Genomic DNA, 26,592 nt, shown 5'->3' with positions numbered 1-26,592 from the left:
CCTGGGGGGTACATCCAATAGGGGGGAGCCGCAGCTCCCCCCTGATTGGTCGTTTTAAGGAGGGGTGCAGGGGAGGGAAATCGAAATCCCTCCCCTGCACCTTCTTTCCCCCCATTTCTTCGGGAAGAAATGGGGGCGCCGGCCGCGCAGGCCCGCTCCGCGGGGCACCCGCCGCGAAATAGGCGCACAAAGCTAGGAACTATGAAATCTTTATAATGGATACCCCCGCCCGCCGGAGTTTCCGGCGGGCGGGGGTATCTGTGTCTATGGGGAAACGGGTCACCGCAGAACGGCGCCCAGCTCCTTCTCCAGCAGCTCCAGGACAGACTTCACATCCTCGTCCGCCTCGGCTGCGGTGAGGGAGCGGTCGTCGGAGCGGAGGGTCAGGTTGAAGGCCACGCTCTTCTTGCCCTCGGGGATGGGGGAGCCGGTGTAGATGTCGAACAGCTCCACCTCTTTCAGCAGGCCCTTGGCCCCCCGGTTGATGCAGTCCTCCAGCTGGCCCACGGTGACGGTGCTGTCGCACACCACGGCGATGTCCCGGGTGACGGCGGGGAACTTGGGCAGGGGGACGTACTCCGGATCGGCGCCCCTGGCGTTCAGCAGCTCGTCAAAGCTGAGTTCGGCACAGTACAGCTCCCCGTCCACGCCGTAGCTGCGGGCCACCAGGGGGTGGATCTGGCCGAAAATGCCGATGCAGTCGCTGCCGCTCCACACGGTGGCGCAGCGGCCGGGGTGCCAGGAGGCGTCGCTGGGGGCGCCGGTGGGCCCCTCGAAGTGGACGTCGGCGGCCCGGATGTCCTTCAGGACGGCCTCCACGACGCCCTTCATGGCGTAGAAGTCCATGTCCTCGCCGTAGGTGCCCAGGGTGAGCACCTTGGCCTCGTTGGCCAGGCCGTCCTCCCCGCCGGGGAGGTAGACCCGGGCCACCTCATACAGCTTGGCGGACTTGTTGCGGTAGTTCCAGTTGCGGGTGAGGATCTCCAGCATGGAGGGCAGGGTGGTGGTGCGCATGATGGAGGTGTCCTCCCCCAGGGGGTTGAGGATCTGGAAGCTCTTGCGCTGGGCGTAGTCCTCGGGCCAGCGGATCTTGTCGTAGCAGGCGGGGGAGATGAAGGAGTAGGTGATGATCTCGTCGTACCCGCAGGCGCGGCACACCTCGCCCAGGCGGTTCTCCAGCTTCTGCTCGTCGGAGTAGCCGCCCAGGGTGGTCTCCCCCCGCATGAGGGTGGTGGGGATGTTGTTGTAGCCGTGGAACCGGGCCACCTCCTCGGCCAGATCGGCCATGCGGAGCACGTCGCCCCGCCAGGAGGGGACGGTAACCTGGTCGCCCTCCACCTGGAAGTCCAGCTTCTTCAGGATGGACACCATCTCGTCGGCGGCGATGTCGGTGCCCAGCAGGGCGTTGATCTTCTCCGGCTCCAGCTTGAGCACGGTGGGCTGGGGCACGAAGTTGAGGATGTCAATCACGCCGTCCACCACCTCGCCAGCGCCCAGCAGCTCCACCAGCTCACAGGCCCGCTCCACAGCGGGGAGGGTGTTCAGGGGGTCCAGCCCCTTCTCGAACTTGGCGGAGGCCTCGGTGCGCATACCCAGGGCCAGGGCGCCCTTGCGGATGCAGGTGCCGTCGAAGCAGGCGGACTCGAACACCACGTCGGTGGTGTCGCCCACAATCTCGCTGTTCTCGCCGCCCATGATGCCCGCCAGGCCCACGGCCCGGGTCTCGTCGGCGATGACCAGGTGGCTGGCGGTGAGCACGTGCTCCTTGCCGTCCAGGGTGGTGAGCTTCTCACCCTCCTCCGCCCGGCGGACGATGATCTTGCCGCCCTTCACGTAGCGGTAGTCAAAGGCGTGCATGGGCTGGCCGTACTCCAGCATCACGTAGTTGGTGATGTCCACGATGTTGTTGATGGGGCGCACGCCCATGGAGCGCAGCCGCTCCCGCATCCACTTGGGGGAGGGGGCGATCTTCACGTTGCGCACCATGCGGGCGGTGTACCGGGGCACCAGGTCGGCCGCAGGGGTCTCCACGTCCAACAGCTCTACCAGGGAGCCGTCGGCGCCGCCCTTGACCACCGGCTGGTGGAGGGTCAGCGGCGCGTCGAAGGTGGCGGACACCTCCCGGGCCAGGCCAATGACGGACAGGCAGTCGGGCCGGTTGGGGGTGATCTCAAACTCCACCACGTGGTCGTCGGCGTTGATCACCGGCTTGATGTCGTCGCCGGGCTTGCAGTCCTCTCGGAGGATGAAAATGCCGTCGGGGATGCAGTGGGGGAACTCCGCCTGCTCGGCCCGCAGATCGGCCAGGGTGCAGTAGCTGTCGGTCTTGGTGTTGTAGGCCGCCAGATCCCCCTCGTGCAGGTTGGGGCAGGGGGTGTCGGGGCAGACGGTGGCGCCGCCGATGTCCGCGCAGGTGTGGAAGGTGCCGTCGCCCAGGGGCGCAACCTCCAGCAGCTTGGCGCACACCACGGGGCCAAACACCTTGTCACCGGGCTGGATGTCTGCGGAGATGGAGGGCTTATTGGGATCCAGGGGCTTGTAGTCATTGAGCAGGGCGGCGGGGACGATGGCGGCGTAGGGGAAGTCCCGCTCGTCCAGGCCCAGCTCGGACAGGCCGCACAGCATGCCGTTGGACACCTCGCCCCGCAGCTTGCCCTTCTCGATCTTCTTGCCGCCGGGCAGGGTGGACTTGTGGAGGGCGGCGGGCACCAGATCGCCCACGTGGACGTTCCAGGCGCCGGTGACGATCTGCACCGGCTCGTCCCGGCCCACGTCCACCTGGCAGATCCACATGTGGTCGGAGTTGGGGTGGCGGACCATGGACAGCACCTTGCCTACCACCACGTTGGAGATCTCCGCCCCTAGGTCGTGGGTCAGCTCCACCTTGGAGCCGGACAGGGTCATGGCCTCGGCGAACTCCTTGTCGGAGGCGTCCACATGGACGAACTCCTCCAGCCATTTGCGCGATAAGTTCATATCTGAAAACTCCCTTATTCTTCGTTTGTAGGGCGGGGGCTTGCCCCCGCCGTTTTAGGGGCGTTGATCCCGGTGGCGGGTGCAAGCCCCCGCCCTACGGATATCGCCCGCCAAAGCCATCAGAACTGCTCCAGGAACCGGACGTCGTTTTCAAAGATCAGCCGCAGGTCGGCGATCTTGAACCGGCGCATGGCGGTGCGCTCCAGGCCGATGCCGAAGGCCCAGCCGGAGTAGACCTCGGGGTCGATGCCCGCCATCTCCAGCACACGGGGGTGGATCATGCCCGCGCCCAGCAGCTCGATCCAGCCCTCGCCCTTACAGGTGGGGCAGCCCACGCCGCCGCACTTGTGGCACTGCACGTCCATCTCACAGGAGGGCTCGGTGAAGGGGAAGTGGTGGGGACGGAAGCGGGTCTTGGTGCCCTTGCCGTAGAGCTTCTCCACCACGGTGTTCAGGGTGCCCTTCAGATCCGCCATGGTGACGCCTTTGTCGATGACCATGCCCTCCACCTGGTGGAACATGGGGGAGTGGGTGGCGTCCACCTCGTCCTTGCGGTACACCCGGCCGGGGGCGATAATGCGGATGGGCAGGGGCATGGAGTCCATGGCCCGCACCTGCATGGGAGAGGTCTGGGAGCGGAGCATCACCCGGCTGTCCTCGTCGAAGTAGAAGGTGTCGCTCCAGTCCCGGGAGGGGTGGCCCTCCTCGGCGTTGAGGCGGTCGAAGTTCAGCTCGGCCAGCTCCACCTCGGGGCCGTCCAGCACGGTGAAGCCCATGCCGATGAAGATCTCCTTCAGCGCATCCAGGGCGATATACATGGGGTGGCGGTGGCCCAGCTTGACGGACTTTCCGGGGATGGTCACGTCCACGGCCTCGGCCCGCAGCTGGTCCTCCAGCGCCTTGGCCTCCAGCTGGCGGCCGCGGGTCTCCAGCGCCTCCTCCAGGGCGGCGCGCACCTCGTTGGCCAGCTGGCCGATCACCGGCCGCTCCTCAGCGGACAGCCTGCCCATCTGCTTGAGGACGGCGGTGAGCTCGCCCTTCTTGCCCAGATACTTGACCCGCAGGGCGTCCAGGGCCTGGGCGTCGGCGGCGCCCGCCAGGGCGTCCAGGGCCTCCTGGCGGATCTGTTCCAGCGTTTCCTTCATAACTTGCAGCTCCTTTGTCTGTTACAATGGATAATTGGTAATTAGGGTTGCCGGGGGTGGCCCGTGGATACTTGTGCATGAAAAAAGCCCTTCATCCCATCTCTTCTGGGACGAAAGGCCAACCTTCCGCGGTACCACCCGCAATTCCCGCAAACTGCGGGCGCTCTCGGCCCCAGTAACGTGGGGCCATCCCGTCCCTGTCTCCAGGGCCGCTCCGGGACGAACCGAACGGACCGTTTCCCGCGTCCGCTTTCAGCCGGTGACGGACGCTCTCTGCCGGGGCGTGAGCCGCTCTTTTTCCCTTCCTCGCATGTGACCCTATTTATATCACAGATTGTACAAAAACGCAAGCGGGAAATTGAATTTCCCGCCGAAAAGGGGCTGACGGAACCTATGCATACAGGAAATAGGTCAAAAAAGCCCCTGCCAGCCTCTTCTATTGAAGGAAAAAGGAAATTGACGAGCGGGCCGCAAGCCCCTATAATGAAACCGAATTCCCTATTCCTTAAAACAGGAGCGTGAACTTCATGAGAATTGCCACAGCGTCCCAGATGCGGGAGCTGGATCGGATCACCATACAGGAGCGGGGGGTGCCCTCCACCGACCTGATGGAGCGGGCGGCGGCCGCCCTGGCCCAGGCCGCCCTGGAGCTGGCGGGGGGCGCGCCCGGCCGGGCGGTGTGCTTCTGCGGCCCGGGCAACAACGGCGGGGACGGGGTGGCCTGTGCCCGCCTGCTGCGGGAGGCCGGGCTGGAGGTGCGCTGTGTCCTGGTGGGCAGGCGGGAGAAGCTGACCCCCGACACCCGGGCCATGGAGGCCAGGCTGGCGGCGGCCGGCGGTGCGCTGGAGCCCTTCGCCCCCGACGACGCGGAGTTTGCCGCCTGGTGCCTGGAGGCGGACGTGATGGTGGACGCCATCTTCGGCATCGGCCTGAACAGCGACGTGCGGGGGGACGCCCTCACCGCCATCCACATGATGAACACCTGCGACATCCCGGTGGTGTCCGCCGACATCCCCAGCGGGGTGGAGACGGACACCGGCCGGGTGCTGGGGGCGGCGGTGCGGGCCGACCGGACGGTGACCTTCACCCTGCCCAAGGCGGGCCACTTTGTGGGCAAGGGCGGCCTGTGCACCGGCCGGCTCACCGTGGCGGACATCGGCATCCCGGCGGAGCTGGTGGACGGGGAGGACTACCCCGTCCGCACGGTGGAGGCGGAGGACATCTCCCTGCCCGTCCGACCCCGGGACGCCCACAAGGGGGATTTCGGCAGGGTGTACATACTGGCCGGCAGCGTGGGCTACACCGGCGCGCCGGTGCTGGCCGCCCAGGCGGCGGTGCGCTCCGGCGCGGGACTGGTGACGGTGGGGGTGCCCGCCCCGGTCTGGCCGGTGGCGGCGGCCAAGCTGGATGAGGCCATGCCCCATCCCCTGCCCGCGGGCAAGGAGGGGCAGCTCTCCCTGGACGCGGGGGAGGCGGCCTTTGCCCGCCTGTCCGCCTGCGGCGTGTGCCTGATCGGCCCCGGCCTGGGCCGGGGCAACAGCGTGTCGGCGGTGGTGCGCCACCTGCTGCCCGAGATCCGCATCCCCGTGGTGCTGGATGCAGACGGCATAAACGCGCTGGAGGGGCATATAGATGTGTTGGACGGCCGGAAGGGGCTCCACACGGTGCTCACCCCCCACGACGGGGAATTTGCCCGGCTGGGGGGCGATCTGTCCGGCGGCGACCGGCTGGGGGCGGCCCGGGCCTTCGCCATGGAGCACGGGTGCTGCCTGGTGCTCAAGGGCCACTGCACCATCACCGCCTTCCCCGACGGCTCGGCCTACCTGAACACCACCGGCAATCCCGGCATGGCCAAGGGGGGCAGCGGCGACGTGCTGGCGGGTCTGATCCTCTCCTTGCTGGGCCAGGGCCTGCCCGCCCGGCAGGCGGTGCCCATGGCGGTGTGGCTCCACGGGGCGGCGGGAGATCTCTGCGCCGGGGAGATCGGCGAGTACGGCATGACCCCGTCGGATCTGATTGCGGCCCTGCCCAGGGTGATCCGGCAGCATGTCAAATAAACGGGAGGGGATTGTGTGCGCCTGCGGATGGGCGTACTGACGATAAGCCTCTGCCTGGCCTTGACGGCCTGCGGCGGAGGGGCGGGCATCAGCCCGGCGGAGCAGCTGGCCCTGGACATTCGGGGGGAGCTGCTGGAGACGGCGGGCTGCACCGCGCAGCTGGAGCTGACGGCGGACTACGGCCAGCGGGTGTACACCTACGGCATTGATCTGAGCTGGCAGCGGGAGGGGGAGACCGTCCTCACCATCACCGCCCCGGAGAATGTGGCCGGGATCACCGCCCGCATCCTGGAGGGGGAGACCGCCCTGGAGTATGACGGCATGCGGGTGGAGACCGGCCCCCTGGACGGCAGCGGCATGAGCCCGGTGGACGCGGTGCCGGTGCTGCTGGACTACGCCGAAGGGGGCTATATCGCCGCCTGCGGCATGGAGACCGTAGACGAGCGAGAGGTACTCCGGGTGGACTGCCGGGAGCCGGAGGCCGCGGCGGGGGAGGGGCGGGCGTGCTCCCTCTGGTTCGACCCCTCCACCCATGCCCTGCTGCGGGGGGAGCTCTCCCAGGACGGCTTCACGGTGATCCAGTGCGAGTTCTCCAACTTTCAGACGCAGTAAACGAGCCCGCCGGGGCGCATGACGCGCCCCGGCGGGCTGTTTTTTGCTCTGGGCTTACTCCTGATCCCCACGATCCTGGGGGCCGCCGTGGATCTCGGTGATCTGGGCGCCCTCCTGGGCCTCATCCGCCTGGGCGGCGGCCTCCCGGGCCTCCCGCTCCAGCTCGTCCAGCTCGGCCAGGCGGCGGCGCAGGGCGTCCCGCTGCTCGGCATCCAAGGCGGACACCTGCTGGTCAAACCGCTCGTCCTGGCGGCGCCTGGCGTCCTCCTGAAGCTTCTGCTGGAGCTCCTCACCGTACTTTTTGCCCTGGGCCACATAAATCTCGCCCTTCTCGGCCAGCACCTTGCCGGCCTTGCAGATCTGCTCGCCGGCCAGGGCGGCCAGGCCCACGCCGGCAAAGGCGGCGGTGGTCAGAGCCTTGCCTAAATTCTCCCACGTCATCATGGAATCCTCCTTGTTGTTTCCTGGTATACAGAGTGTGGTGCGGGCCGTCCCCGGCCCTGAGTTCTGACCATAGTATAAACCGAATTGCCCGTTTTGTCTTTTGATTTCTATGAACTGAAGATTAAAAATAGATGAAAAGCCGGGTTGTGGAGCGGTCCGGCCCGTAGTATAATGGAACCCATCCCAATCTGCAAGGAAGAGGCATGTTCAATCATGAAACAGCTGGAGAGAAGAACCTGGGCGGAGATCTCCCTGCCCGATCTGGAGCATAATTACCGGGCGCTCCGGGCCATGCTGGCCCCGGGGTGCCGGTTTCTGGGCGTGGTGAAGGCCAACGCCTACGGCCACGGCGCGGTGCGTGTGGCGCAGAAGCTGGAGCAGCTGGGCGCGGAGTATCTGGCGGTGGCCTGCCTGGGGGAGGCGGTGGAGCTGCGGGAGGCGGGTATCCGCGCCCCCATCCTGATCCTGGGCTATACCCCCGCCGACTGCGGCGGGGAGCTGCTGCGCTACGGCCTGACCCAGACCATATACGACGCGGGGACTGCCCGCGCCTTCTCCGAGGCGGCGTGCCGGGCGGGAAAGCGCCTGCGGGTTCACGTGAAGGCGGACACCGGCATGTCACGGCTGGGCTGGCTGTGCGGCGGGGCGGCGCTGGAGCGTGCGGCGGACGACATCCAGGCGGTGTGCGCCCTGCCCGGCCTGGAGGCGGAGGGGATCTACACCCACTTTGCCAACGCCGACAGCGATGAGGACTATACCATGGAGCAGTTCACCCGCTTCCTGGATCTTTTGGCCGAATTGGAGCGGCGGGGCGTCACCTTCCAAATTCGCCATTGCGCCGCCAGCGCGGCTGTGTTAAAGTATCCCTGTACCCACCTGGATATGGTGCGGCCGGGCATCGCCCTGTACGGCCACTACCCGGATCCCTCCTGCGAGGGGCTGGACGGCCCCGGCCTGATCCCGGTGATGACCCTGAAAACCCGGGTGGCCTCGGTGAAGGACGTGCCCGCCGGCACGCCGGTGAGCTACGGCTGCACCCATGTGCTGCAGCGGGACACCCGCCTGGCCGCCCTCACCGCCGGCTACGCCGACGGGCTGCCCCGGGTCTGCTCCGACCGGCTGGAGGTGTGGCTCCAGGGCCGCCGTATCCCGGTGGTGGGCCGCATCTGCATGGACATGTGCATGGCGGATGTGACCGGGCTGGACGTCCACCCCGGCGACGAGGCGGAGATCTTCGGCCGGCATCTGCCGGCGGAGGAGGCCGCCGCCCTGGCGGGTACAATCCAATACGAGCTGCTGTGCGCCGTGTCCCCCCGTGTGCCCCGGGAGTATCTGGAACAGGATGGGGGCAAAACGCTCTGAGCCGGCATACAATGGGCCGGGGAGCCGTGCTGGCGCAGCGGCGGCGGGGCACGGGACTTCCTGAATTTTGAAGCCCTGTGTATAAATTCCGCCGCCCCGTGGGAAAATCATAGTGACCGCGTTACATAAGCCCCGCGCTGTGTGACGCTGGTGACTATTTTCCGGCGGAGTGTGAGCTTTTGTGGACAACAGCGTAAAACGAGGAGACATCTTCTATGCCGATCTGAGCCCGGTGGTGGGCAGTGAGCAGGGGGGCGTGCGGCCGGTGCTGATCGTACAGAACGACACCGGCAACCGGCACAGCCCCACGGTGATCGCCGCCGCCATCACGTCCCAGACCGGCAAGGCCCGTCTGCCCACCCACATTGAGCTCTCAGCCAACACCTACGGCCTGCCCAAGGAGTCGGTGGTGCTGCTGGAACAGATCCGGACGCTGGACAAAAGGCGGCTGAGAGAGCACATGGGGCGGCTGGACGAAGCGCAGATGCAGCGGGTGGACAACGCCATCGCGGTCAGCTTCGGCCTGCACACGGATACCATGGTTTAACGGGGAGAACGGGGCCGCCCGGACGGGCGGCCCCGCATCCCGGAGGGAGGTCGTACATATGAGAAAGACACACTGGCCCGCCCGGGCGGCGGCGGGCTGCCTGGTCACCCTGAGCCTGGTGGGGGTGGCCTTTGCCGCAGGTGGGCAGGGGAGCCAGAGCGATCCGCTGGTCACCCTCAGCTATCTGACCCAGCAGACCACTCCCGCCATCCTGTCCCAGGTGGACAGCATGGTGGACGAGCGGGAGGCCGAGCTGGAGGCGCAGCTCTCCGCAGTGGTAGACCGTTACGTCCAGGAGGTGGAGGACGCCCTGGCCTCCTCCGGCGGGACAGCCGCCCAGCCGGGCAGCGGCAGCGCCTCCTATGAGGTGGTGACCCTCTCCGCCGGGCAGACCATCGTGGGGAGCGCGGCCTGCGAGTTCCTGCTGCGCAGCGGCACGGCCCTCTGCGTGTCGGACACCTCCCCCGGCCTGGTGGACATGACCGCCGGCACCACCCTGGCCGGCGGCGGTGCCCTGACGGCCAACCACCTGTACCTGGCCACCATTGAGGGCCGGGGCGTGACCGCCGCCACCGCCGTCACCATCATGGTGCGGGGGGACTACACCATCCAATGAACCGGAGCGCCCGGGCGGAGCCATGCTCCGCCCGGGTATTTTGATGGGCGGGGCATGGTTGCCCTATCGGCCGCCCCCCTCATACCGCTCCTGGACAAAGTGCCAGTTGACCCGGTGGAACCAGTTGTCCACATAGTCCGCCCGGCGGTTCTGGTAGTCCAGGTAGTAGGCGTGCTCCCACACGTCCAGGCAGAGCAGGGGCCGCAGGCCCATGGACAGGGGGCAGTCCTGGTTGGGCAGCTTCATGACGGACAGGCTGCCGGAGCTCTCGCTGACCAGCCAGGCGTAGCCGGAGCCGAACTGCCCCAGGGCGGCGGCCTTCATCTCGGCCTTCCAGTTTTCAAAGGAGCCGAAGTCCCGCTCCATGGCCTCCCCCAGGGCGCCGGAGGGCCGGGCACTGCGGCAGGGGGACATGCCGCAGAAGTAGAGGAAATGGTTGTACACCCCGCCGCCATTGTTGCGGATGGCGGTGCGCTTGGGGTCGGGCAGCTCGTCCAGGCGGCGCAGCAGCTCCTCCAAAGATTTGGACTGGCACTCCGGGCAGTCGGCCAGGGCGGTGTTCAGGTTGTCCACGTAGGTCCGGAAGTGCTTGTCGTGGTGAAAGCAGAGGGTGTGCTCCCCGATGTCGGGGGCCAGGGAGCCGCAGGCATAGGGCAGGGGCGGCAGCTGATAGGGGTATTTCATCTCCATGGGGCATCGTCCTTTCCCAGTTGTTTTCCGCGAAAATTTGCGGTATACTATGCTATTATTTGAGACAGATCCGAGGAACATACTTATGACCAATTATTTTCAATTAGACGTATCCCCTGATCAGATCCGGGCCATCAGCACCCTGGGGCTGGCCCACCTGGGCGACGGAGTGTTTGAGCTGATGGTGCGCTCCTGGCTGTGCCTCCACGGCAAGGCCACCTCCAAGGGCCTGCACAAGGCCACGGTGCGCTACGTGGCCGCCCCGGCCCAGGCCAAAGCGGTGGAGAAGATTCTCCCCCTGCTCACCGAGGAGGAGGGGGACGTGTTCCGCCGGGGGCGGAACACCAGTCCCCACAGCGTGCCCCAGAACGCCAGTCGGGCGGACTACCAGGCCGCCACCGGGCTGGAGGCCCTGTTCGGCTGGCTGTGGCTCCAGGGCCGCACCGACCGGCTCAATGAACTGTTTGCCGTGATGATGGAGGGAGAGGAATGCCGTTAGACGCCCTGTGCCTCACCGCCGTGGCGGCGGAGATCCGCGCCGCCGTCCAGGGGGGCAAAATCGACAAGATCTACCAGCCAACCCGGGATGAGGTGGTGCTCTACATCCGGGGGCCGGCGGGGAACGTGCGCCTGCTCCTGTCCGCCAACCCGGGCCACCCCCGGGCCCACCTGACGGAGCGGAACCGGGAGAACCCGGAGCAGCCCCCCATGTTCTGCATGCTCCTGCGCAAGCACCTCCAGGGGGCGCGGATTCTGGAGCTGAACCAGCCGCCTCTGGAGCGGATTCTGGACTTCAAGCTGGAGACCCTGGACGAGCTGGGGGACCGGGTGGAGCGCCGCCTGGTGCTGGAGGCCATGGGCCGCAGCGCCAACCTGCTCCTGCTGGACGGGGAGGGGCGGATTGTGGACTGCACCCGCCGGGTGGACGGCGACATCGCCCGGGGCCAGCGGCAGCTGCTGCCCGGCCTGTTCTACCGGCAGCCGCCGACAGTTGACAAGTTAAATCCCTTCACATTAGAGCTGGAGGAGCTGCGCCTGGTTCTGGCCAATCCCCTGGGCAAGGCGTGGGACAAGCTGCTGCTGGACAGCTTCACTGGCCTGTCGCCGCTGGTGGCCCGGGAGCTGGCCTTCCGGGCGGGGGACGATTCGGAAAAGCTGGCGGCGGAGCTGGAGAAGCTGGGCAAATCTGTGGAGGAAAATCACTTTACACCATATCTCCTGGTGCGGGAGGGCAAGCCGGTGGATTTCACCTTTCTGCCGGTGCTCCAGTACGGCCCGGAGACCGAGAGTATCCCCCGGGAGAGCTTTTCCGCCCTGCTGGACGACTTCTTCTCCGACCGGGAGTCGGCGGAGCGGGTGCGCCAGCGGGGGCAGGATCTGGTGAAGTCCGTCACCAGCGCCCGGGACCGCACGGCCCGCAAGTTGGGCAACCAGGCCCGGGAGCTGGAGGCCACAAAGAACCGGGAGCGCCTGCGGGAGCTGGGGGACATCCTCACCTCCAACCTTCACTTGATGGAGAAGGGCATGTCCACCTTCCGCACTATGGACTTCTACGACCCGGAGGGGGGAGAGGTGGACATTCCGCTGGATCCCCTGCTCACCCCCCAGCAGAACGCAGCGAAATATTATAAGGAGTACAACAAGGCCAAGACCGCCGAGGAGATGCTCACCATCCAGATCGAAAAGGGCGAGAAGGAGCTGGAGTATCTCAACAGCGTGCTGGAGAACATCGCCCTGGCGGAGGGGGAGAAGGATCTCCAGGAGATCCGCCAGGAGCTGACCGAGACCGGCTATCTCCGCCGGCCCAAGACCGCCGCCAAGCGGGCCAAGAAGGTGAGCGGCAAGCCCATGGAGTTCCGCTCCTCCTCCGGCCTGCACATCTCGGTGGGCAAGAACAACAGCCAGAACGACCTGCTCACCACCAAGCTGGCCTACAAGAGCGACATCTGGCTCCACACCCAGAAGATCCACGGCTCCCACGTGATCCTCTGGCTGGAGGGGGGCGAGGCCGACGCCCGGAGCCTCACCGAGGCAGCCCAGCTGGCGGCCTACTTCTCCCAGGCCCGGGACGGCAGCAAGGTGCCGGTGGACTACACGCCGGTGAAATACGTGAAGAAGCCGGCGGGGGCCCGGCCCGGTATGGTGGTGTACACCACCTACCAGACTGCGGTGGTGGAGCCCGACGCCGAGCTGGCGAAGAAATTGAGGGTGAAATAAGATGGATGTATGCAACATTCTGGTGGTGGAGGACGACCCCGACATCAACAAGCTCCTCTGCCGCATTCTGGAGGGTGCGGGCTATGCCTGCCGCCCCGCCTTCTCGGGCAGTGAGGCGGCGCTGTGGGCCGGGCAGTACGAGTACGACCTGGTGCTGCTGGATCTCATGCTCCCCGGGCTGACGGGGGAGGAGTTTATCGCCCAGATGCGCAAGAAAAAGACCATGCCCATCATCGTTCTCTCCGCCAAGGCGGGGCTGGAGGATCGGGTCAATGTGCTCAAGCTGGGGGCGGACGACTTCATCCCCAAGCCCTTCGACAACGCGGAGGTGCTGGCCCGGGTGGAGGCCCAGCTGCGCCGGTACAAGCAGTTCTCCGGCGCGTCCGGCGGGGGGCGGGTGCTCACCCACGGGGATCTCACCCTGGATCGGGACAGCGTGACCGTCACCGCCGGGGGGAGGGACGTGACCCTCACCGCCCGGGAGTTTGAGATCCTGGCCCTGCTGATGGAGCACCCCAAGAAGGTGTTCACCCGGGAGCAGCTCTACGAGCAGGTGTGGGGCGGGGCGTACATGGGGGACGACAACACCGTCAACGTCCACATCTCCAACCTGCGCGCCAAGCTGGCCAAGGCCAGCCCCACCGAGTACATCAAGACCGTCTGGGGCATCGGCTTCAAGATGAGCGACCTGTAAGGGCGGTGTCTCTCAAAAGCAGCTCTGCTGCTTTTGAGAGAAGGATTGCATGGCGGAAGAGACTCGATTTCTTGCGAAATTGTCGCCCCTTCCGCCATGAGAAGAGTCATTTCCGAGGCACATGTCCCCGGAAATGACAGATTTTGATTTGCTTCCGCCGTCTGCGGACGGCGGAACTCTGCGAGGCAACCCTTTCTGGGGGCTTTCCGACAGACTGACTCGCTCAGTAGGGCGGGGGCTTGCCCCCGCCGCCCGTAGGGGCGACCTGTGGTCGCCCGTTCAGCGCGGCCTCCCTGACCTTGCCGCCCGCCCCGTTTAAGAAAATCTTCACCTTTGCTTAAAGGCAGGTTATGGCCTTGCCATTATACTGGCATCAAGATCAATGAGAAAGGCGGATGCCAAATGGCAAACGAGATTTTATCGGCCAAGGGGCTGACCAAGCGGTACGGGCACCACCTGGCGGTGGATCACGCCGACCTGTCCATTACCCAGGGGCAGATTTACGGCCTGGTGGGCCGCAACGGGGCGGGCAAGACCACCATCATCCGGATGGTGACGGCCCAGACGGCCCCCACCGAGGGGGAGCTCTCCCTGTTCGGCGAGACGGGGGAGAAGGCCCTGTCCAGGGCCCGCTCCCGCACCGGGGCCATGGTGGAGACCCCAAGCTTCTACCCCTACCTGACGGCGAGGCAGAACCTGGAGTACTACCGCCTCCAGCGGGGCATTCCCGGCAGGCGGGTGGTGGACGAGGTGCTGGAGGAGGTGGATCTGGCCTCCACAGGGAAAAAGACCTTCAAGAACTTCTCCCTGGGCATGAAGCAGCGGCTGGGCCTGGCCCTGGCGCTGATGAACCGGCCCGACTTCCTGCTGCTGGACGAGCCCATCAACGGCCTGGACCCGGAGGGCATCGTGGAGTTCCGCAACCTGCTGCTCCAGCTCAACCGGGAGCGGCAGACCACCATACTCATCTCCAGCCACATCCTGTCCGAGCTGGGCAACCTGGCCACCTGCTACGGCTTCATCGACAACGGCCGCATGCTAGAGCAGATCTCCGCCAAGGCCCTGGAGGAGAAGTGCCGGGCCTGCATCGAGGCAAAGGTGGACAACGCCTCCCAGGCGGCCCTGGTGCTGGAGCAGCAGCTGGGCATCCGGGACTACGAGGTGCTGCCCGGTAACGTGCTGCGCATCTACAGCAGCCTGGACGCCCCCCAGCGGGTGACCCAGGTCCTGGTGGAGGGCGGCGTGGCCCTCCAGGGCATCGAGAGCCGGGGGGCCAACCTGGAGGACTACTTCCTGGCTATGATCGGGGGTGTCCGCCATGCGTAACTATCTGGCTGCCGAGTGCTACAAGACCTTCCGGCGGAAGTATTTCTACATCGCCCTGGCAGTCTGCCTGGGCCTGGAACTGGTGCTGCTGGGCTGCTACTGGCTGACCTTGAGCTGGGGGAACCCCAATGTCACCTTTTCCTCCACGGCGGTGCTGGTGCCCTTCCTGCTGGGCATGGGCCTGTACGCCCCGCTGATCACCGGCGACATTGTGTTCTCCGACCAGTACAAGAACAACACCCTGAAGAACGAGGTGTCCTACGGGGTGCCCCGGGCAAGGATCTACCTGGGCAAGCTGGCGGTGACCGCCCTGGCCTCCGTGCTCGCCGCCCTGGCCATGCTGGGCCTCTACCTGGGGGGCTGCTGGCTCCTGTTCCCCCATGCCGCTGACGATGGATATACCTGGGCCCTGGTGGGCTACTGCCTGGCGGGGGCCTTCCCCCTGTGGCTGGCGGGGCTGGCCGTGGTCAACGCTTGCTACTTCCTCATCCGTTCCAACACCATCGCCGCCTTCACAGGCGTGGGTATTCTGCTGCTGGTCTCCCAGATTTTCCAGCTGCTGGGCCTGCTGATCCACCCCGTATTTGAGGTGATCCGGCAGTTCATGCCCAACGTCATGGTGGACGCCCTGGCCAACATGGCCTTCCAGTGGAATTACGTGGGCCTGTGCTGGCTCTCCGGGCTGGTGTGGTTTGCGGCGGCCACAGCCATCGGCCTGCTGGCCTTCCGGCGGAAAGAGATCAGATAGGGGGCGGCGGAATGAGAGCCTATCTGACCGCCGAGTGGGGCAAGGCCGTGGCCCGGCCCTACTACCGGATCTACCTGGCCGTCATGGTGGCTCTGGCCGCCGCCCTGGCCCTGATCTGGTGGTGGACGGGGCGGGAGGGCATGTTCCAGGGCTCCTTCGGGGAGTGCCTGTCCCTGCTGATCCCCTTCTTCTCGGCGGGCATCTACCTGGCCGTGATAGTGGCCGACGCGGTGTTTTCCGACCAGTACAAGACGGGCACCCTGAAAAACGAGGTGTCCTACGGCATTCCCCGTGAGCGGATCTACCTGGGCAAGCTGGCCACCGCCGCCGTGGCGGGTCTGCTGCTGGTGTTTCTCACCCTGCTGGCCTACGCCGTGCTGTGCCGGCTGCTCATCCCCGCCGGGCCGGAGGACTGGCAGGCCGTTCAGACCTTCCTGTTCCGCCTGCTCGCCGCTGTCCCCCTGTGGCTGGGGGCCCTGGCCCTTACCATGGCCGTCATGTTCAACATTGCCCATACCATCCCCGTGATGGTGATCGTGCTCACCATTCTGATGGGGCTGGGGCCCACCCTCCGCGGGATGATGGGGCTGGGGACAGGCTGGCTGGCGGACTGGGCGGAGGTGCTCTACCGCCTCACCCTCACCGCCCCCATGGATCTGGGCGCCGTGTCCCTGTGGGATCCGGCCTACCTGCTCTGGTGCTGGGGGGTGGGCCTGCTGTGGACGGCGGGCTGCACCGCCGTCGGCCTGGCCCTGTTCGCCCGGCGGGACATTCACTGAAAAAAGAGAGAAGGGGAGACCGTGCTCAACTACATCAAGGCGGAGCTGTGGAAGGTCTCCCGGCGGCAGGTGTTCTACATCCTGCTGGCGCTCCTGGTGCTCTGCACCGCGGTGTTTACCGGTACCAGCAGCCTGAAGGGCTTCCCCAGCCTGGCCGCCGCCGTGTCCAACACCATGATCACCGGCTTTCTCGCCGCCCCGCTGCTGGTGCAGCTGGTGGACGGCGGCGGGGCGGACACCCTGAAAAACGAGCTGTCCTTCGGCCTGAGCCGGGGGCGCATCTACTGGGGCAAGCTGTGCGCATCCCTGCTCCTGGGGGCGGGGATCTGCGCGCTGCTGGTGGGGGGGAGCCTGCTGGCCGGCTGGCTCCTCCTGCCCCACGGGGCGGAGGGGGAGGCGGCGTGGGCCCTGAACGTGGTGGGCTTCTGTCTGCTGGGGGCCCTGCCCGTGTGGTGCGGCCTGTTCGCCATGTGCCACACCCTAGCCCTGCTGGTGCGCAGTACCGCCGCCTGGGTGGCGGGGTACTACCTGACCTTCTTTGTGGGCCAGCCCATTCTGGTGTTTCTTGCCATGCTCCTGTTCAACGTCTACGAGGCCACCGAGACCTTCAGCCTGGTGACGGCCATCCTCATGCCCTACTCCCTGCTGATGCCTGCCGTGCTGGAGGACTGGCTCACCAGCCAGTACCAGCTGTGGTGCTGGGGGGTGGGGCTGGGCTGGCTGACGGCCGCCACCGGGGTGGGTATGCTGATATTCACCCGGAAAAACGTGCGGTAGGGGCGCTGCCCGGCTGTGTGCCGCCCAATCCCAAGACGAGGGGGGATTCCCGCTGTGCTGATCTTATGTATTCTTTTGGCCCTGGCCTGCACAGGCCTGGGCTTTTGGGCGTGGGCCCAGCGGCGCTCCCTCCGGTCGGCGGCCCGTCAGCTCCGGGCCCTGGAGGAGAACCAGAGCGGCTCACGGGTGCGCCTGGCGGTGCCCAACGGATCGGCGGAGGCCCTGCTGGACGAGGTCAACCGCCTGCTGGAGCTGCGCCAGGCCGACCAGTCCGCCTACCGCCAGCGGGAGAAGGCCCTGCGCCAGCAGATCGCCAATGTCTCCCACGATCTCCGCACGCCGCTGACCTCCATCCTGGGCTACCTCCAGCTGCTGGACGACCCCGGGCTTGCCGAGGAGGAGCGGAAGGAGTACCTGTCGGTGGTGGAGAGCCGGGCCAGGGCCCTCCAGAGCCTGATCACCAGCTTCTACGACCTGTCCCGGCTGGAGGGGGGCGAGTACCCCCTTCGGCGGGAGCCGGTGGAGCTGCGGGCCACCCTGGCCGGCCTGCTGGCCTCCTTTTACAGCGACTTCACCGACAAGGGCTTCGACATGGATGTGGAGCTGGCCGAGAACCTGCCCCCGGTGTGGGGGGATCCGGCGGCGGTGCTGCGGGTGTACACCAACCTGATCCGCAACGCACTGGATCACGGGGAGGGGCGCATGTCCATCCGTCTGTACCTGGAAAAGGGGCGGGTGGTGAGCCGCTTCGCCAACCAGACCCGGGAGCTGACGGCGGAGGACGTGCCCCACGTGTTCGACCGCTTCTTCACCTCCGACAAGATGCGCACCGGCCGCAACACCGGCCTGGGGCTGGCTATCGTCAAGGCCCTGGCCGATCAGATGGGCTGCCGGCTGGAGGCCGCCCTGGAGGAGGACACCTTCTGCATTGTCCTGTCCTGGCCCGCCGTCCGGGAGATCAACGCCGCCGTATGAGACATAGGGCGGCGTTACTTTTTTCTTGACAAAAGGTGCGAAAGCTGATAATGTAATCGCGTTAAGACTGAGGGCTGGAAACCCTTGCGGCTGTAAGAGTTTCCTAAACCGGCCAGTCTTATTTTAATGTGGATGTACACTTTCCATATAGTAAGCTGGCTCAGACAGCAGAGAAGAAGAGGTTGAAGCTACATGGTAAAAATTGTACGGAAAAAGGTACTCAACCCCAGCGTGACCTTGCTGGAGGTGGAGGCCCCCCTGATCGCCAAGAAGGCCCGGGCGGGACAGTTCATCATCCTGCGCCTGGATGAACAGGGGGAGCGGATCCCGCTGACCATCGCGGACTACGACCGCGAGAAGGGGACGGTCACGATCATCTTCCAGAAGGTGGGCCTGACCACCGAGCTGCTGGCCGATCTCAACGAGGGAGATTCCATCAAGGACTTCGTGGGCCCCCTGGGCCTGCCCACCGAGCTGCCCGAGGGCGCCAGGCGCGTGTGCGTGGTGGGCGGCGGCGTGGGCTGCGCCATCGCCTATCCCCAGGCCAAGACCTGCCACGCCGAGGGGCTGGAGGTGGACGTGATCGCGGGCTTCCGCTCCAAGGACATCGTGATCCTGGAGGACGAGTTCAAGTCCGTCAGCGACCACTGCTACATCATGACCGACGACGGCAGCTATGGGGAGCAGGGCTTCGTCACCGTCAAGCTCAAGGAGCTCATCGACTCCGGCGTCAAGTACGACGCGGTGATCGCCATCGGCCCCATCCCCATGATGAAGTTCGTGTCCAAGACCACCGAGCCCTACGGCATCAAGACCATCGTCAGCCTGAACCCCATCATGATCGATGGCACCGGCATGTGCGGCGGCTGCCGGGTCACCGTGGGCGGCAAGATGAAGTTTGCCTGCGTGGACGGCCCCGACTTCGACGGCCACGAGGTGGATTTTGACGAGCTGATGAACCGCAACGCGGTCTACCGCGCCCAGGAGGCCGAGGAGAAGGAGCGGCACGCCTGCCGCCTTGACCAGCTGGCCCATGAGATGATGGATCACTAAGGAAGGGAGCCGAGCACAATGGCAAATATGAGTTTGAAGAAGGTTCCCATGCCGGAACAGGATCCCAACGTCCGCAACCACAACTTCCAGGAGGTCTCCCTGGGCTACACCAAGGAGATGGCTATGGAGGAGGCCACCCGCTGCCTCAACTGCAAGAACAAGCCCTGCGTGGGCGGCTGCCCCGTGAATATCCGCATCCCTGAGTTCATCGCCAAGGTGGCCGAGGGGGACTTCCAGGCGGCCTACGACATCATCTCCGACACCAACGCCCTGCCCAGCGTCAGCGGCCGGGTCTGCCCCCAGGAGAGCCAGTGCGAGGCCCGCTGCGTCCGCGCCATCAAGGGCGAGCCGGTGGCCATCGGCCGGCTGGAGCGCTTCGTGGCCGACTGGTACCGAGAGAACGTGAACGCCATGCCCGCCAAGCCCCAGACCAACGGCATCCGCGTGGCGGTGGTGGGTTCCGGCCCGGCCAGCCTGACCTGTGCCAGCGATCTGGCCAAGCTGGGCTATGAGGTGACCATCTTCGAGGCCTTCCACACCGCCGGCGGCGTGCTGGTGTACGGCATCCCCGAGTTCCGCCTGCCCAAGGCCATCGTGCAGAACGAGGTGGACAAGCTCTCCGCCCTGGGGGTGGATCTGGAGACCGACATGGTCATCGGCAAGACCTACGACATCGATGAGATGTTTGCCGAGGGCTACGAGGCCGTGTTCATCGGCTCCGGCGCCGGCCTGCCCATGTTCATGGGCATCGAGGGCGAGACCCTGGCGGGCGTGTACTCCGCCAACGAGTACCTGACCCGCATCAACCTGATGAAGGCCTACCGGGAGGGGTACGACACCCCGCTGAAGATCTCCGGCTCCGCCGCCATCATCGGCGGCGGCAACGTGGCCATGGACGCCGCCCGCTGTGCCAAGCGCATGGGCGCCGAGCACGTGTACGTGCTCTACCGCCGGGACGAGGAGGAGATGCCCGCCCGGAAGGAGGAGGTCCACCACGCCAAGGAGGAGGGCATCGAGTTCATGCTCCTCACCAACCCGGTAAAGGTGCTGGATGACGGCAGCGGCCGGGTGGGCGGCCTGGAGTGCGTGAAGATGCGCCTGGCGGCCCCCGATGAGAGCGGCCGCCGCGCCCCCAAGGTGGTGGAGGGCTCCAACTTCCGCCTGGACGTGGACACCGTGGTCATGAGCCTGGGCACCAGCCCCAACCCCCTGATCCGCTCCACCACCCCCGGCCTGGAGACCAACAAGAAGGGCTGCCTGCTGGTGAACGAGGAGACCATGGAGACCACCCGGGAGGGCGTGTACGCCGGCGGCGACGCGGTCACCGGCGCGGCCACCGTGATCCTGGCTATGGGCGCCGGCAAGAAGGCCGCCGAGTCCATGGACAAGTACCTGAAGGCCAAGCACGGCAAGTAATGGAACAGAAACAGAGCGGCCGTCTCCCGCAGGAGACGGCCGCTTTTTAATGGATTTTTACTTGGTGCCGAAGATCCGGTCGCCGGCGTCGCCCAGGCCGGGGACGATGTAGCCGTGGTCGTTGAGCTTCTCGTCCAGGGCGGCGCAGTAGATATCCACATCGGGGTGGTCGTGATGTACCCGCTCGATGCCCTCGGGGGCGGCGATGATGTTCATCAGCTTGATGTGCTTGACCTCATAGTTCTTGATGAACTGGATGGCCGCAGAGGCGGAGCCGCCGGTGGCCAGCATGGGGTCGAGGATGATCACATCCCGCTCGGCGATGTCGGTGGGCATCTTGCAGTAGTACTCCACCGGCTCCAGGGTGTCGGGATCCCGGTACAGGCCGATGTGGCCCACCTTGACGGAGGGGATCAGGGTGAGAATGCCGTCCACCATGCCCAGGCCGGCGCGGAGGACGGGGACGATGGCCAGCTTCTTGCCGGCGATCATCTTGAACTTGGCGGTGGTGATGGGGGTCTTGATCTCCACCTCCTCCAGAGGCAGATCCCGGGTGGCCTCATAGCACATGAGGGTGGCGATCTCGGAGACCACCTCACGGAAGTCCTTGACGCCGGTGTTCTCATCCCGCAGGATGGAGAGCTTGTGCTGGAGCAGCGGATGATCCAGAATGTGTACTTTTTCCATGTCCATGGCTCATTCCCCTTTGTTTCGTTCTTTTTCCAGCCGCTCCCGTTCCGCCTGGGAGAGCCGGTGGTATTCGGGCACCAGAGAGGCCGCGTCGGTGAGGCGGCCCGACCGGGCCAGCTCCAGAGCGCACCGGGCGACGCCCCATGCGCTCTGCTGCCGCAGGTGGGGCGGCGCCAGCCGGACATCCAGCCCCAGTTCCTTGCAAGTAGTATAGCATAAAACCGCGCCGTCTCCAACCAGAATTTGCGGCTTTCCCCGGTTTTTTAACTCCTCCGCCAGCACGTCCAGGCCGATGGCCCGGTCGGGGGTGAGCCGCTCCAGTCCATCCCCGGTGCCCAGGAACCGGGCGTTGTACACCTGGTTCCGCCGGGCGTCCATGACGGCGCAGATGTCCATGCCCATGTGGGCCACGCCCCAGGCCATGGATTCCAGGGTGGAACAGGCGGCGCAGGGCTTGCTGCCCGGCCAGGCCAGCCCCTTGGCGGCGGCCACGCCGATGCGCACCCCGGTGAAGGAGCCCGGGCCGGCGGCCACGGCGACGACGTCCACCTGCTCCAGGGAGGCGCCGCACTGCTCCAGCAGGGCGGCGGCCATGGGCAGCAGAGTGACGGAGTGGGTCAGGCCGTTGTCCTGGAAGGACTGGGCGATCAGGTTCTCGTCCTCGCACAGGGCCGCCGAGCAGGCCACGGCGGAGGACTCCAGGGCCAGGATTTTCACAGCTTGCTCACCCCCGCAATGGTAATGACGCGCTCCTGGTCGGAGGCCCCCCGGCGGATATCCACCCGCACGGCGTCCTCCTCCAGCGCATCGGCGATGTTCTCGCTCCACTCCACGGCGCACACGCCCCCCCGGCAGAGGTAGTCCTCCCAGCCGATGTCAAACAGCTCGTCGGCTGAGCCCAGGCGGTACATATCGAAGTGGAACAGGGGCAGCCGGCCCCCCTCGTACTCGTTGACGATGGTGAAGGTGGGGCTGGTGATCCGGTCGGGGATACCCAGGCCCCGGGCCAGCCCCCTGGTGAAGGCGGTTTTGCCCGCCCCCAGATCCCCGGTAAAGGCCACCACCGCGCCGGGCTCCAGTTGTTCCGCCAGCCGGGCGCCGATGTCCTCGGTCTCCTCCGGCGAATGGGATAGCAGTTCCATGGCTCACCTCTTAAATGTGAAGATTCTGACAAGATTATAACACACCTGTTTACCAAACGCAAAAAAGATGGTAAACTAAAATAACATTGCGGTATTTGCGAAAAAATGGTAAGGAGGCGGGGACTTGTCCTGGCTTCGAGATTCCATCCGGGCCTTCCTGGAGCGGGGCGACCGGCTGCTGCTGGCTCTCTGCCTGCTGGCCAGCGGATTTGGCCTGGTGCTTATCTACAGCGCCACCCGGTACATGGACGCCGCCGCGGGGATGCGCTGCATGGTCATCCAGGCGGCGGGTATCCTGCTGGGTGTGCTGGCCTATATTCTCCTGTCCTCGGTGGACATTGAACTGTTTACGGAAAAATCCTGGAAATGGCTCCTGCTCTTCGGCGTGTTCATCAATCTGCTCCTGCTGACCCCGCTGGGAACCGGCGGGGAGGAGACGGGCAACAACAGCTGGCTGCACATCCCCGGTTGCCCGGTGAACCTCCAGCCGGCGGAGCTGGCCAAGCTCACCTTTGTACTGCTGCTGGCCTGGCAGATGAAGAAGCTGGGGGAGGGGGGGAGCATCAGCCGCCCCACGTCGGTGTTCTCCATCGCCGGGCACACGCTGGTGATGCTCGGCCTGATTGTGGCCACCTCCGGCGATTTCGGCATGGCCCTGACCTATGCCGTCATCTTTGTGGTGGTGGCCTGGGCCGGGGGTGTGAAAAAGCGGTGGTTTCTTCTGGCTGTCGTGGTGTGCGTCGTGGGGCTGCTGCTGATCTGGCCGTATATCAAAGACCGCTACTTCATGAGGCGGTTCATTGTGGTGTTTGACCACCTGACCGGCAACCCGGATACCCTGTATGACCAGACCCGGGACACGGGCTTCCAGCAGACCCGCAGCATCCTGGCCATCGGCAGCGGCGGCCTGTTCGGCATGGGCTACCTCAACGGCACCCAGACCCAGAGCACCTCGGAGCAGTCCCTCCCCGCCCGGCACACCGACGAGATCTTCGCCGTCTGCGGGGAGGAGTTCGGCCTGGTGGGCTGCGTGCTGCTGCTGTGCCTGCTGGGGGCCATCATCCTGCGGTGCATCTGGGTGTCCCGGCGGGCCAGCTCCCCCCAGAGCGCCCTCATCGCCATGGGCTACGCCGGCATGCTCACCGCCCAGGTGGCGGTCAATGTGGGCATGTGTCTCTACGTGTTCCCGGTGGTGGGCCTGACCCTGCCCTTCATCAGCTACGGCGGCACCTCCATCGTCACCATGTTTGCCGCCATGGGCATTGTCTCCAGCATCAAGATGCGCTCCCTGCCCAGCTGGCTGCGGGATCGCAGCAGGCTGTAGCCCCGGCGTTGAAAGAGGAGATAGGCCTCCTTTGAAATTCAGGAAAAGACTTGATATTCCTATAGAAATAGTATAGAATAGGAATGAAATCAAGTGGATATCCTGAGCTTCAAAGGAGGCATATTTTATGGTGAAATTGCAGAAGGCGGCCATCGTCGGCTGCGGCTTTGTGGGGGCCAGCATCGCCTTTGCCCTCATGCAGGACGGCATTTTCTCCGAGCTGGTGCTCATCGACGCCAACCGGGACAAGGCAGAGGGAGAGGCCATGGATCTCTCCCACGGCCTGCCCTTTGCCCGGCCCATGGACATCCGGGCGGGGGACTACGACGACGTGGCGGACTGCGCCCTGGTGATCATCACCGCCGGGGCGGGGCAGAAGCCGGGGGAGACCCGGCTGGATCTGGTTCACAAGAACGTGGAGATCCTCCGGGGCATCGTGCCGGAGATCGCCAAACGGAACCGGGAGACCATCCTGCTGGTGGTGTCCAACCCGGTGGATGTGCTCACCTGGGCGGCGTGGAAGCTGTCCGGCTACCCGGCCAACCGGGTGCTGGGCTCGGGCACGGTGCTGGACACCGCCCGGCTCAAGTACCTGCTGGGGGAGCGGCTGGGGGTGGACAGCCGCAGTGTCCACGCCTTCATCATCGGCGAGCACGGCGACAGCGAGCTGGCGGTGTGGAGCGGGGCCAACGTGTCCGGCATCCCCCTGGACCACTTCTGCGAGCTGCGGGGCTATTACGAGCACGACAAGGCCGACGAGTGGCTCCAGCGGGAGGTGCGGGACAGCGCCTACGAGATCATCCGCCGCAAGGGGGCCACCTACTACGGCGTGGCCATGGCGGTGACCCGCATCGCCCACGCCATCGTGCGGGACGAGCACTCGGTGCTCCCGGTTTCCAACCTGCTCCAGGGCCAGTACGGCATTGACGGCCTGTGCATGAGCATACCCGCCGTGGTGGGGCGGAACGGGGTGGAGGACACCCTGGAGATCCCCCTCTCCCCGGCGGAGCGGGAGGCCCTGGCCGCCTCCGCCGCCACCCTGCGGCAGGTGGCGGACGGGCTGGCGCTGTAGCCCCCCTCAGGCGGCCTGGAGCTGCCTGCGGAACAGGGCGCGGAACAGCCGGCGCACCAGGGGCCCGCAGAAGAACATCTGCCAGCACAGGGCCATGGGGAAGTTGCGCACAATGGTCTGGAGCCAGACGGAGAGGAACTCCGCGCTGAATCCGGAGAAGAGCACCGTGGCCCACAGGCTCATGGTGGGGCACATGAGGGCCACCGTCACCCCCGCCCGCGCCAGGGTGACCAGAATGGGCTTGTCCACCCCGGGGGCCACCTGGGCGAAGGCGATGCGCTGGGCCAGGGGATCCAGGAAGAAAAAGCTCATCACAAAGCAGATGGGCAGCATAATGCGCAGCTCCATCAGCGCGGGGATCCAGCAGGCGTTGGACATCCCGCCCAGGCGGAAGGCGGTGTTGTACAGCTCCATGGCCAGCACCATGAAAAAGCACATGAGGGCGGCGAACACCACTTCCTGAAATTTGGTTCTCGGCATACAAACAACTCCCTTTCCAATCAAAAGAAGCGGTGTCCGGCACGTAAACTGGTCTTACGTGCCGGGCACCGCTCGTTCTGCTTTATTTTACCACCGCCGGACGCGGGGCGCAAGGAGTTTTTCCGTCAGGGGATCACCAGCCAGGCCACCCGCTGGGCGTCCTCGGCGTTCCCATCCTCATAGGCCGCGCTCATATCCAGCTGCCAGGCGTCCATAAAGACCTGGCATTCGGCGGCCAGCTTCCCGTCCTGGACGGCGGGGGCATCGTACATCTCCACCGGCTGCCCGTTCACCAGGGCGGTGGTGCTGCCCGGCGTCAGAACAATGGTGACGCCCCGGTAGGTCATGGTGGCGGTCTGGGCCTCATTGTCCCAGATACACTCCACCCCCAGCCCCTCGCACAGGGCGCGGACGGGAACACTGTAACCTCTGCCATCTGACAAAGGTTCCATCAGCGGAATCTGGAAGGGATAGAGGGCGGGATCTATTTCTACCGCTTCCGGCGCGCCGCCGTCCAGAGGGTAGGCCATACCGTCAAAGATAACTGCATCCAGCTGGGATAACTCCACCACGGAACGGAACTGACAGTCGCGGGAGGAGCTTACAACTCCGTCTTTGGGATAGGAGCTGCCCGAGCCGTCGTTGTCCACCATTTGTGCCCAGGTATGCAGGGAACCGTCTGCCATCCGGAAAAACAGCAGGGGGAAGGGGTCTCCGGGTTCCTGGTGATAGGAGTAGTCCAGGTGGAGAGACAGGGGAGAGAGGGACACCCGCTTCAGGGTGACCGGCCCGCCCTCAATGTGAGAGACATTGCCCCGCCCTTCACCCACGGCGTTGATCTCCAGCTCAATCGGTTCCACCGGATCCAGGGGGAGCTCCACATAGTTGTCCTCCGCCATCACCCCCAGGCGGAGCTGCACACCGTTGGCGGCCGCTGATATGGGCTGGACGTTGATGGTAAAGGTACGGGAGGTGCCCGTGCGCAGATTTTCCTCCTCGCCCATAGAGATGCTCCCTGCGAGAGCCGGAACTTCAGCGACAGGCCCGTCCACCTCGGGGGTTGGCTCCGGCTCCGCAGTCTCGTCCTCCAGAATCCGGACTGAGAACGTGTCCATGTTGTTGAATCCTTCCGCCATGAGAGCGACCCTGGCCTCATCGGTTTTGGCCTCTATGGTGATCAGCAGATAGGCCGAGCGGGTGTCCGCCACCGAGCTGGTGACGGACAGGGTGTAGTTGTCATCGCTGACGGAATACGTCTCATGGTTCACGTAGTCATCGGCGGGGGTATTATCCCCCTCAAAGTAGAAGTCCAGCACGTTCCACTGGCCGGCGGCGGCCAGGGCCGTTCCCGCCAGCAGGCCCACCACGGCGGCGGCCGCCGCCGCAAGGCGGATCTTCTGTCTCATATAGGTTCTCCTTTCCGAGGGGACGGCGTTCAGCGCGGCGTTGA

The 26,592-nt window shown here is 65.7% G+C and carries 26 protein-coding genes; 17 read left to right on the top strand and 9 right to left on the bottom strand.

From position 1 onward, the window contains the following. Positions 1 to 279: 279 nt before the first annotated feature. On the bottom strand, positions 280 to 2,976 hold the full coding sequence (gene pheT / locus QZ378_RS05290; RefSeq protein WP_291257551.1) for a phenylalanine--tRNA ligase subunit beta: 2,697 nt from the start codon (positions 2,974 to 2,976) through the stop codon (positions 280 to 282). Between the two features lie 119 nt (positions 2,977 to 3,095). Then, on the bottom strand, positions 3,096 to 4,121 hold the full coding sequence (gene pheS, locus QZ378_RS05285) for a phenylalanine--tRNA ligase subunit alpha (protein WP_291257550.1): 1,026 nt from the start codon (positions 4,119 to 4,121) through the stop codon (positions 3,096 to 3,098). A 527-nt stretch (positions 4,122 to 4,648) separates the two neighbouring features. On the opposite strand from pheS, the gene QZ378_RS05280 reads away from it, so the two are divergent. After that, positions 4,649 to 6,178 carry an NAD(P)H-hydrate dehydratase gene (locus QZ378_RS05280; protein ID WP_291257549.1) on the top strand — a complete coding sequence of 510 codons (1,530 nt, stop codon included), beginning with the start codon at positions 4,649 to 4,651 and terminating at the stop codon, positions 6,176 to 6,178. 15 nt (positions 6,179 to 6,193) lie between these two features. After that, entirely contained in the window at positions 6,194 to 6,790 is a 597-nt protein-coding gene (locus QZ378_RS05275; RefSeq protein ID WP_291257548.1) for a hypothetical protein, read from the top strand. A gap of 54 nt (positions 6,791 to 6,844) precedes the next feature. Here the strand turns inward: QZ378_RS05275 and QZ378_RS05270 are convergent, their stop codons facing one another. After that, a complete protein-coding gene (locus QZ378_RS05270) occupies positions 6,845 to 7,231 on the bottom strand; it encodes a hypothetical protein (protein ID WP_291257547.1) in 387 nt (128 codons plus the stop codon). A 216-nt stretch (positions 7,232 to 7,447) separates the two neighbouring features. On the opposite strand from QZ378_RS05270, the gene alr reads away from it, so the two are divergent. The 3 genes from alr (at position 7,448) to QZ378_RS05255 (ending at position 9,759) form a co-directional block, all read left to right on the top strand. After that, a complete protein-coding gene (gene alr / locus QZ378_RS05265; RefSeq protein ID WP_291257546.1) occupies positions 7,448 to 8,596 on the top strand; it encodes an alanine racemase in 1,149 nt (382 codons plus the stop codon). Positions 8,597 to 8,777: 181 nt separating this feature from the next. Next, the gene (locus tag QZ378_RS05260; RefSeq protein WP_007489832.1) at positions 8,778 to 9,143 is read left to right on the top strand and encodes a type II toxin-antitoxin system PemK/MazF family toxin; all 366 of its coding nucleotides are present in this window, start codon (positions 8,778 to 8,780) and stop codon (positions 9,141 to 9,143) included. A 58-nt stretch (positions 9,144 to 9,201) separates the two neighbouring features. Then, entirely contained in the window at positions 9,202 to 9,759 is a 558-nt protein-coding gene (locus QZ378_RS05255; RefSeq protein ID WP_191379821.1) for a hypothetical protein, read from the top strand. A gap of 63 nt (positions 9,760 to 9,822) precedes the next feature. Here QZ378_RS05255 and QZ378_RS05250 read toward each other — a convergent pair whose 3' ends face one another. Beyond that, positions 9,823 to 10,449, bottom strand: a complete 627-nt coding sequence (locus QZ378_RS05250) for a superoxide dismutase (RefSeq protein ID WP_291257545.1) — start codon at positions 10,447 to 10,449, stop codon at positions 9,823 to 9,825. Between the two features lie 85 nt (positions 10,450 to 10,534). Here QZ378_RS05250 and QZ378_RS05245 point away from each other — a divergent pair, with 85 nt between their 5' ends. From QZ378_RS05245 to gltA, 10 genes are all read left to right on the top strand, one after another. Beyond that, positions 10,535 to 10,948 carry a ribonuclease III domain-containing protein gene (locus tag QZ378_RS05245; RefSeq protein ID WP_191529648.1) on the top strand — a complete coding sequence of 138 codons (414 nt, stop codon included), beginning with the start codon at positions 10,535 to 10,537 and terminating at the stop codon, positions 10,946 to 10,948. Then, complete coding sequence (locus QZ378_RS05240) at positions 10,939 to 12,666, top strand: NFACT RNA binding domain-containing protein (protein ID WP_291257544.1); 1,728 nt, start codon at positions 10,939 to 10,941, stop codon at positions 12,664 to 12,666. Before QZ378_RS05245 ends, QZ378_RS05240 begins: the two co-directional genes overlap by 10 nt. A gap of 1 nt (position 12,667) precedes the next feature. Then, a complete protein-coding gene (locus tag QZ378_RS05235; RefSeq protein WP_291257543.1) occupies positions 12,668 to 13,360 on the top strand; it encodes a response regulator transcription factor in 693 nt (230 codons plus the stop codon). A gap of 402 nt (positions 13,361 to 13,762) precedes the next feature. Next, entirely contained in the window at positions 13,763 to 14,686 is a 924-nt protein-coding gene (locus tag QZ378_RS05230; RefSeq protein ID WP_191529645.1) for an ABC transporter ATP-binding protein, read from the top strand. Then, on the top strand, positions 14,679 to 15,434 hold the full coding sequence (locus tag QZ378_RS05225; RefSeq protein ID WP_291257542.1) for an ABC transporter permease: 756 nt from the start codon (positions 14,679 to 14,681) through the stop codon (positions 15,432 to 15,434). The genes QZ378_RS05230 and QZ378_RS05225 overlap by 8 nt, the downstream gene beginning before the upstream one ends. Positions 15,435 to 15,445: 11 nt before the next feature. Continuing rightward, positions 15,446 to 16,213, top strand: coding sequence for an ABC transporter permease (locus QZ378_RS05220; protein ID WP_291257541.1), 768 nt, complete (start codon positions 15,446 to 15,448; stop codon positions 16,211 to 16,213). A 21-nt stretch (positions 16,214 to 16,234) separates the two neighbouring features. Continuing rightward, positions 16,235 to 16,990, top strand: a complete 756-nt coding sequence (locus QZ378_RS05215) for an ABC transporter permease subunit (protein ID WP_191379814.1) — start codon at positions 16,235 to 16,237, stop codon at positions 16,988 to 16,990. Positions 16,991 to 17,044: 54 nt separating this feature from the next. Next, positions 17,045 to 17,965, top strand: a complete 921-nt coding sequence (locus QZ378_RS05210) for a HAMP domain-containing sensor histidine kinase (RefSeq protein WP_191379813.1) — start codon at positions 17,045 to 17,047, stop codon at positions 17,963 to 17,965. 192 nt (positions 17,966 to 18,157) lie between these two features. Beyond that, positions 18,158 to 19,018: a sulfide/dihydroorotate dehydrogenase-like FAD/NAD-binding protein gene (locus QZ378_RS05205; protein WP_087236459.1), complete on the top strand. Its 861-nt coding sequence runs from the start codon at positions 18,158 to 18,160 to the stop codon at positions 19,016 to 19,018. 18 nt (positions 19,019 to 19,036) lie between these two features. Next, a complete protein-coding gene (gene gltA / locus QZ378_RS05200; protein WP_291257540.1) occupies positions 19,037 to 20,434 on the top strand; it encodes an NADPH-dependent glutamate synthase in 1,398 nt (465 codons plus the stop codon). A 57-nt stretch (positions 20,435 to 20,491) separates the two neighbouring features. On the opposite strand, the gene upp is transcribed toward gltA, so the two are convergent. From upp to tsaE, 3 genes are read right to left on the bottom strand one after another with little or no spacing between them, the layout of a single operon-like run. After that, the gene (gene upp, locus QZ378_RS05195; RefSeq protein ID WP_087236641.1) at positions 20,492 to 21,121 is read right to left on the bottom strand and encodes a uracil phosphoribosyltransferase; all 630 of its coding nucleotides are present in this window, start codon (positions 21,119 to 21,121) and stop codon (positions 20,492 to 20,494) included. 9 nt (positions 21,122 to 21,130) lie between these two features. Continuing rightward, positions 21,131 to 21,841 carry a tRNA (adenosine(37)-N6)-threonylcarbamoyltransferase complex dimerization subunit type 1 TsaB gene (tsaB, locus tag QZ378_RS05190; RefSeq protein ID WP_291257539.1) on the bottom strand — a complete coding sequence of 237 codons (711 nt, stop codon included), beginning with the start codon at positions 21,839 to 21,841 and terminating at the stop codon, positions 21,131 to 21,133. Next, the gene (tsaE, locus tag QZ378_RS05185; protein WP_291257538.1) at positions 21,838 to 22,266 is read right to left on the bottom strand and encodes a tRNA (adenosine(37)-N6)-threonylcarbamoyltransferase complex ATPase subunit type 1 TsaE; all 429 of its coding nucleotides are present in this window, start codon (positions 22,264 to 22,266) and stop codon (positions 21,838 to 21,840) included. The genes tsaB and tsaE overlap by 4 nt, the downstream gene beginning before the upstream one ends. A gap of 124 nt (positions 22,267 to 22,390) precedes the next feature. On the opposite strand from tsaE, the gene QZ378_RS05180 reads away from it, so the two are divergent. Both QZ378_RS05180 and QZ378_RS05175 read left to right on the top strand, forming a co-directional pair. Then, positions 22,391 to 23,590 carry an FtsW/RodA/SpoVE family cell cycle protein gene (locus QZ378_RS05180; protein ID WP_291257537.1) on the top strand — a complete coding sequence of 400 codons (1,200 nt, stop codon included), beginning with the start codon at positions 22,391 to 22,393 and terminating at the stop codon, positions 23,588 to 23,590. Positions 23,591 to 23,717: 127 nt separating this feature from the next. Next, positions 23,718 to 24,662 carry an L-lactate dehydrogenase gene (locus QZ378_RS05175; RefSeq protein ID WP_291257536.1) on the top strand — a complete coding sequence of 315 codons (945 nt, stop codon included), beginning with the start codon at positions 23,718 to 23,720 and terminating at the stop codon, positions 24,660 to 24,662. A 6-nt stretch (positions 24,663 to 24,668) separates the two neighbouring features. On the opposite strand, the gene QZ378_RS05170 is transcribed toward QZ378_RS05175, so the two are convergent. Together QZ378_RS05170 and QZ378_RS05165 are read right to left on the bottom strand one after the other, a co-directional pair. Next, complete coding sequence (locus QZ378_RS05170) at positions 24,669 to 25,142, bottom strand: DUF2798 domain-containing protein (RefSeq protein ID WP_291257535.1); 474 nt, start codon at positions 25,140 to 25,142, stop codon at positions 24,669 to 24,671. Positions 25,143 to 25,267: 125 nt separating this feature from the next. Further along, the gene (locus tag QZ378_RS05165; protein WP_291257534.1) at positions 25,268 to 26,548 is read right to left on the bottom strand and encodes a copper amine oxidase N-terminal domain-containing protein; all 1,281 of its coding nucleotides are present in this window, start codon (positions 26,546 to 26,548) and stop codon (positions 25,268 to 25,270) included. Positions 26,549 to 26,592: the final 44 nt, after the last annotated feature.

This window comes from Flavonifractor sp. (assembly GCF_019422385.1).
Lineage (GTDB): Bacteria > Bacillota > Clostridia > Oscillospirales > Oscillospiraceae > Flavonifractor > Flavonifractor avistercoris.
Note: the sequence above shows the minus strand (reverse complement) of the source record. Positions and strands in the feature narration are given on the sequence as shown.

Coding starts and splice junctions, on each gene's coding strand:
- QZ378_RS05280 (WP_291257549.1), top strand. CDS start 4,649: ATGAGAATTGCCACAGCGTCCCAGATGCGGGAGCTGGATCGGATCACC.
- QZ378_RS05245 (WP_191529648.1), top strand. CDS start 10,535: ATGACCAATTATTTTCAATTAGACGTATCCCCTGATCAGATCCGGGCC.
- pheS (WP_291257550.1), bottom strand. CDS start 4,121: ATGAAGGAAACGCTGGAACAGATCCGCCAGGAGGCCCTGGACGCCCTG.
- tsaE (WP_291257538.1), bottom strand. CDS start 22,266: ATGGAACTGCTATCCCATTCGCCGGAGGAGACCGAGGACATCGGCGCC.
- QZ378_RS05225 (WP_291257542.1), top strand. CDS start 14,679: ATGCGTAACTATCTGGCTGCCGAGTGCTACAAGACCTTCCGGCGGAAG.
- QZ378_RS05165 (WP_291257534.1), bottom strand. CDS start 26,548: ATGAGACAGAAGATCCGCCTTGCGGCGGCGGCCGCCGCCGTGGTGGGC.
- QZ378_RS05270 (WP_291257547.1), bottom strand. CDS start 7,231: ATGACGTGGGAGAATTTAGGCAAGGCTCTGACCACCGCCGCCTTTGCC.
- pheT (WP_291257551.1), bottom strand. CDS start 2,976: ATGAACTTATCGCGCAAATGGCTGGAGGAGTTCGTCCATGTGGACGCC.
- gltA (WP_291257540.1), top strand. CDS start 19,037: ATGGCAAATATGAGTTTGAAGAAGGTTCCCATGCCGGAACAGGATCCC.
- QZ378_RS05255 (WP_191379821.1), top strand. CDS start 9,202: ATGAGAAAGACACACTGGCCCGCCCGGGCGGCGGCGGGCTGCCTGGTC.
- QZ378_RS05170 (WP_291257535.1), bottom strand. CDS start 25,142: ATGCCGAGAACCAAATTTCAGGAAGTGGTGTTCGCCGCCCTCATGTGC.
- QZ378_RS05240 (WP_291257544.1), top strand. CDS start 10,939: ATGCCGTTAGACGCCCTGTGCCTCACCGCCGTGGCGGCGGAGATCCGC.
- QZ378_RS05220 (WP_291257541.1), top strand. CDS start 15,446: ATGAGAGCCTATCTGACCGCCGAGTGGGGCAAGGCCGTGGCCCGGCCC.
- upp (WP_087236641.1), bottom strand. CDS start 21,121: ATGGAAAAAGTACACATTCTGGATCATCCGCTGCTCCAGCACAAGCTC.
- QZ378_RS05175 (WP_291257536.1), top strand. CDS start 23,718: ATGGTGAAATTGCAGAAGGCGGCCATCGTCGGCTGCGGCTTTGTGGGG.
- QZ378_RS05250 (WP_291257545.1), bottom strand. CDS start 10,449: ATGGAGATGAAATACCCCTATCAGCTGCCGCCCCTGCCCTATGCCTGC.
- QZ378_RS05230 (WP_191529645.1), top strand. CDS start 13,763: ATGGCAAACGAGATTTTATCGGCCAAGGGGCTGACCAAGCGGTACGGG.
- QZ378_RS05235 (WP_291257543.1), top strand. CDS start 12,668: ATGGATGTATGCAACATTCTGGTGGTGGAGGACGACCCCGACATCAAC.
- QZ378_RS05205 (WP_087236459.1), top strand. CDS start 18,158: ATGGTAAAAATTGTACGGAAAAAGGTACTCAACCCCAGCGTGACCTTG.
- alr (WP_291257546.1), top strand. CDS start 7,448: ATGAAACAGCTGGAGAGAAGAACCTGGGCGGAGATCTCCCTGCCCGAT.